The organism is Paraburkholderia sp. (genome assembly GCF_035501035.1).
Taxonomy (GTDB): Bacteria; Pseudomonadota; Gammaproteobacteria; order Burkholderiales; family Burkholderiaceae; genus Paraburkholderia.
The window spans coordinates 1-5,411 of the sequence record NZ_DATJWR010000032.1 but is presented as its reverse complement, the minus strand read 5'-3'; the positions used below and the strand labels follow the sequence as shown (position 1 = coordinate 5,411).

General features: G+C 63.3%; 5 protein-coding genes. 2 read left to right on the top strand and 3 right to left on the bottom strand.

Going from position 1 to position 5,411, the window contains the following annotated elements; all coding sequences use genetic code 11:
• From VMJ11_RS02075 to VMJ11_RS02065, 3 genes are all read right to left on the bottom strand, one after another.
• Positions 1-942: IclR family transcriptional regulator (locus tag VMJ11_RS02075; RefSeq protein WP_325616430.1), on the bottom strand; the 942-nt coding region annotated here is incomplete at its 3' end.
• Between the two features lie 264 nt (positions 943-1,206).
• On the bottom strand, positions 1,207-2,160 hold the full coding sequence (locus VMJ11_RS02070) for a transporter (RefSeq protein WP_325616428.1): 954 nt from the start codon (positions 2,158-2,160) through the stop codon (positions 1,207-1,209).
• A gap of 839 nt (positions 2,161-2,999) precedes the next feature.
• Positions 3,000-3,224 carry a hypothetical protein gene (locus VMJ11_RS02065; protein ID WP_325616426.1) on the bottom strand — a complete coding sequence of 75 codons (225 nt, stop codon included), beginning with the start codon at positions 3,222-3,224 and terminating at the stop codon, positions 3,000-3,002.
• A 396-nt stretch (positions 3,225-3,620) separates the two neighbouring features.
• Here VMJ11_RS02065 and VMJ11_RS02060 point away from each other — a divergent pair, with 396 nt between their 5' ends.
• Positions 3,621-4,097 (top strand): hypothetical protein, encoded by a 477-nt coding sequence (locus VMJ11_RS02060; RefSeq protein ID WP_325616424.1) that lies wholly within the window; start codon positions 3,621-3,623, stop codon positions 4,095-4,097.
• A 258-nt stretch (positions 4,098-4,355) separates the two neighbouring features.
• The coding region (locus tag VMJ11_RS02055) for an MBL fold metallo-hydrolase (RefSeq protein ID WP_325616422.1) at positions 4,356-5,411 on the top strand (1,056 nt) is incomplete at its 3' end.

The window sequence follows — 5,411 nt, the reverse complement described above, 5'->3', positions numbered from 1 at the left end:
GTGCGCGGCCGTGGGATCGTCGGGGCGCGGCCGGTAGTTCAGCCGTAGCGACAGGTCTATCGCCGCGCCGCACACGGCCGCGACCAGCGGGGCGCGCTCGGCCTCGCCGCCGATATCGGAGCGCGGCACCGTGGCCGTGAGCGCCGCGACGATGCGGCCCGACTGGTCGCGCACAGGCGCGCTCACCACCGAAATCCCCGTTTCGAACGACGCTTCGCTCAATGCGTAGCCCTGCTGCACGAATTCGCGCACACGTGCGTAGAGGTCGGTGACGGTCGCGGGCGTGCGATCGGTGTAGCGTTCTAGCTGCTTCTCGGGATAGAGCGCGCGCAACTCGGTGAGCGTGAGGTCGCCCATCAGCACCTGACCGTGCACGGTGGCGTGCGCCGGCAGACGCGTGCCCACCTGCACTTTCACCGCGCTGAACATCGGCTCGCGCGTTTGCGCCTTGGCGACGAACACCACGTCGCGGCCATCGCGGATCAGCAGATGCGTGCTGAGGCCCGTGGCGTCGCGCAGACGTTCGAGCACAGGCGTGCCGAAGTCGGTCAGTTCGAGCGAACTCAGATATTCGAACCCGAGACGCAGCACGGCCACGCTCAGGCGATATTGCTTGTCGCCATTCGCGCGCTCGATGAAGCCGAGCGCCTCGAGCGTCTGCAGCAGGCGAAACGTGGTGGTGCGCGGGATGCCGATGCGCCGCGAGAGTTCGGGCGCGCCGAGCACGGGCTCGCGCGCCGAGAATTCCGTGAGGATGCGCAGACCGCGCTCGAGCCCGGGAACGAGATACGTGGACGCGCCCGCACCCTCCTCATCGCCTTGGGGTGGCGTCGTGGGCGAATCGGCTTCGAGGTCCGCCTGGGTCTCCTCGGGCGACCGCGCGGCGCGCGTGCCCGGCGCCGCGCCGCGTCGCGCGGCGCCTGTCGTGTTCTTGATAGTCATTGGCGGCTGGCTTCTGCTTGAATCGGGGTGAACCATTCGGTGATGGACGCAATGATAACGCGACGCGCGGCCGGCGCTTCGAGATGGCGGGCGGCGCCGCCGCCCCGCCGTCAGCATTCGCAGCTGCCGCGGGGCCCAGCGCCGCAAAAGAAGCACAACTTTCTGGCCCGTGCGCGACGCTCGCCCGCGCGAGTCGAGCCTCGGCCACCGGGTGCGGCGCACAATTTTCCGTGGAGGACAGCCGAATGCGCGGCGCGTCGCTGCTCAATGGTCGAACCATCGATACTGGAGCGAGAGGGAAACGGACTTGTAGTTGCCGCTGGCGCGCGTGACGAAGCCATTCGACAGCGCCAGCTTCGCCGACCAGCCACGCGCAATCGGCGCCGAGAACGTCAGCCCATAACGCACGTTCGCCTGGCGATCCTCGTTCGCCACGCCGTTGACCGCCGTCCTGCCGCCTGAGGCATAGCCAATATTGGCGGAGATCCAGAGGCCCGGTCGGAAATCGTAGCCCACGTCCAGCTGGAGCGTCGCCAGCGGATCCTGACTGCGCGTGTTGTTGCCGAAAAAGTTGCGGTTGTCGGCGAACAGCCAGACCCCGGCCGTAGCGTCCGCGAACCAGTTGCCCCATGGCTGGGAGACCCCGATTTCGGGTTTGAAGGCCCAGCGGTTCGTCCCGACATTGATCAGATGGTATGGCACGTACTGCCCGGTCGGTGCGACGACGTTCAGGCTCGCGCCGAGCGCGGTGCTCGGCATGCGCTTCGCGAACTCCTCGGGCGACAGCGCCGGGCTGCCAAGGAACTGATACGCAAAGCGCAAGCGCATATCGCCGAGTCCGGCGCGATGGACTTCCTCGGGCGCGTCGAAGACGTCGCCGCGGAGGTTGCCGCTCACGATTGGTATCTGCAAGCCGAACGACGCGGTCTGGCCGAAAAGCCCGAATGTGTGTACGTAACCTAGCGACCACGTGCCGATGTCCGCGCGGACGTTGGCGATTGGAAGCGACGGATCGGTCAGCACGTCGCCGGTCAGATACGTATAGTTTGCGACCAGAAAATTGGTGCCGATCGGCGAAGGCGAGTAGGTGCGCGGCTCGAGTTCCTGGGCGCGCGCGTCCGATGAGCATGCCAAGAGCACAAGGCCGCTGGCGAAGAGAAGCGTCCGGAAGGGCGAAGGACACCTCATGGTCGACTCCACCAGGCGGGTTTGCAGCATCTGCGGCGCGGCGGCGCAAGCCGGGACGCAGGGAGGGGGGAACGCTCTCTTTAACCTATCAGCCCATCAAGGCCGCGGAAATAGGACTTTGGACTCATTGCGCGCATGCCTGATGGCCCGGTACTCAACGGGCTGCGGTGCGAATGGCGAAATGTGGATCACTCGACCCGTTTGAGTTCGTGCCGACTCAGGTCAAGCGCCCCGCCGGGAGTCGCGATGCAGAGGGACGGCACCTATGCCCGCATATACGATAACTGGTTCGGCAACGAATGACGTACGGGGAGCGACGTCGAGGTGAGCCGCAACGCGCAGAGCACACAGACCACGACTTACTTGATTCGAACCCCTAAGCAACGCGCGGTCGCTGCACATTGTCGAGTGCCCTGCCGAAAGCGGAGCAGTATTTTTTGAAAAAGTCGCGCGACAGAGCGACTATAAAGATAACTTTTCTTATCTTCATAGTGTGATTTCATCAAAAAACATCGATCACGGAAAACGCGTGAGACGGCCAATGTGTTCCGGTCAACGCTTACGAATGTCACGCGAGTCGCGTTTTCCTTGCGTGCATACGAAGTCTGGCGCACCCACGCAGGGTTTCAATTTGTGACACGCCAGAAGGATCGGGATGCCGAGGCAAGCGCGGTGCCGCGAGTGTGATCGTGCAGGAACGGGAGGAACGCGACACACCCGCCGGTACCATGCAGAGGTGCATCTGAGAGTTGTTCTGCAACGCGCCGTCCTGATCGGACTAGCTTTGAAGGCAGAGGCCAGGACGAGCGTTCCGCCCTCCCTGCCTTTACGCGATTCGAGTTTCAGATTGCTGGCCAGCGCTCGCCGTATCAGGAAACGAAGGCGAGCGCCGCATCGTCGGGAAGATTTTCGAGCACACGGCTTCCGTCACGTCGCGCTTCGACTTCGGCATCGAATGTCGTTTCGCTGTACGCGATGAGCTTGAAGCCGCTGCCAGCCGCCCTAGGGATTGTGATACCCCAATGCCACCCGCCATCCTGTTCAAAGACATGGAGCATCGGAGAAGCATGCACTGCGGTAGATCGAGTCGTCATGTCACGCCCTCCTTTTTGAAAGCTTCCAGGTAGCCGGCAGACCTGATCAGTCTAGGCATCATTTTGTTGCGCTGCAATAAATATCGACATTGAGGGGCGATGCTACGCCATCAGGCGTCGTCATCCAGCAACAAAGCGCAACAAGAGGCAACAAGCGGCTACAAACGTAAGCAAACGCATACAAAGCAAGCATGCCTCGGCAAACGGCTCCTGGCCCCTTCGCGCAGAACACCGAGGGGAGCTCACGGGGCCAGCTTCCCCTTCTCACGCTGCACGGGCACGCCGCCCAGTGCCATGGTCCGCGCAATGTCTTGACCGATGATGCATATGGCCATGTCGGGATGCCGACTAAAACCGTATATACTCTTTACACCGTTTGCAATTGATGAGATGAACATGAGCGAAATCACCGCACGCAAGCCGACCAAAAAGGCGTTTTACTTTCCGAAGTCGGCCGACCAGGCAGCCCCTGAGGCCAAGCCCGTGACAAAACCGGCCAAGGAAACCAAGGCGGCAAAGTCAGCCACGGCAGGCGGGGCCAGCAAGCCGAGCCGCGCGAAATCGAAGGCAAGCGCTACTGCACCCGCCACAGCACCGGCCAGCAAGCGAGAACGCGACACCGTCGTTAAGGGCAAGGACAAGCGCACGAAGAAAGACAAAGTCGTGCGCGACAGCTTCACGATGCCCAAGGCCGATTACGAGCGTATTGCCGCCCTCAAGCAAAGGTGCCTCGAAGCGGGCATCTCCGTGAAGAAGAGCGAACTTCTGCGTGCCGGTCTTCAGATGCTCGAGTCGTCTTCGGCCAAGCGCCTTGTCGCTGCGATTGCCGCGCTCGAAACCGTGAAGACGGGTCGTCCGGCCAAGGGAGAATAAAACACCGGAGGTTGCGAAACCCGTGATGTTCGCTTCCGGCTGTCGCCAGGCATGTTGAGAAAACCCCACGCGTTGCTGCGAGCGTGGGGTTTTCTATTGACCCTCGCGGCAGGAGCAGACATCCGATCTATCGCTCGGTCATGCTTCGCTCGTTACGTCACCTACTCTAGACAGAGGTGACCGGAAACCCGGCGGTCGCGCTATGCTGCATTCGATGCGCGAAAGTCTGCGCTCACGATTTCATACGGACACCGAGCCATGACTGAACGCACCGACGACACCCGCAGCGACACGCGAGCGGCGCTACGATTCCCCTACCCCGAACCGCCCGCGCCCGGCTCGACCATCGAGATTGCGCCGGGCGTGCGCTGGCTGCGCATGCCGCTGCCCTACGAACTCGATCACATCAATGTGTGGCTCATCGACGAGGCAGATGGTTGCGCCGTCATCGATACGGGCGCGCGCACCGACGCGGCCACTGCCGTGTGGCGCACGCTCTGCGCGCAGGGCGATAACGCACAAGCGGCCAACCGTGTCACGCGCGTGTTCGTCACGCACATGCATCCGGATCATGTGGGCATGGCCGGCTGGCTCACCCGCGCGTTCGACTGCCGGCTCTGGATGACGCGCACCGAGTACTTCAATTGCCGCGTAGCCGCTTCCGACACGGGCCGCGAAGCCCCCGCCGACGCGCTCGACTTCTATCGCCGAGCCGGCTGGAGCGAGTCGGCAATCGACGTATATCGCGCGCGTTTCGGCCGCTTCGGCCAGCATATTCATCCGCTGCCCGACAGCTTCCGGCGCTTGCAGGATGGCGAAGTCGTGCGCATCGGCGCACACGACTGGCAGGTGATCGTCGGCATGGGGCATTCGCCGGAACACGCCTGCCTCTACTGCCCGGCGTTGAAGCTCTTCATTTCCGGCGACCAGGTACTGCCGCGCATCTCGTCGAATGTCTCGGTCTATCCGGTCGAGCCCGACGCCAACCCTATGGCCCAGTGGTACGCCTCGCTCGACAAGCTGCAACGCGAAGTGCCCGACGACGTGCTCGTGCTTCCTTCGCACAACGAATGCTTTTACGGGCTGCACGCGCGCATCGAGCGGCTGCGCCAGGGGCAGGACAAGAGCTTCCAGCGTCTGCGCGCAACGCTTGCCGAACCGCGCCGCGCGGTGGATGTGTTCGGCGCGCTGTTCGCGCGGCGCATCGGCGAAGACAATCTCGGCCAGATGAGTCTCGCCACCGGTGAGAGCCTTGCGTGCCTCAACTACCTCATGTCCCGTGGCGAAGCCAGACGCGAACTGCGCGACGACGGC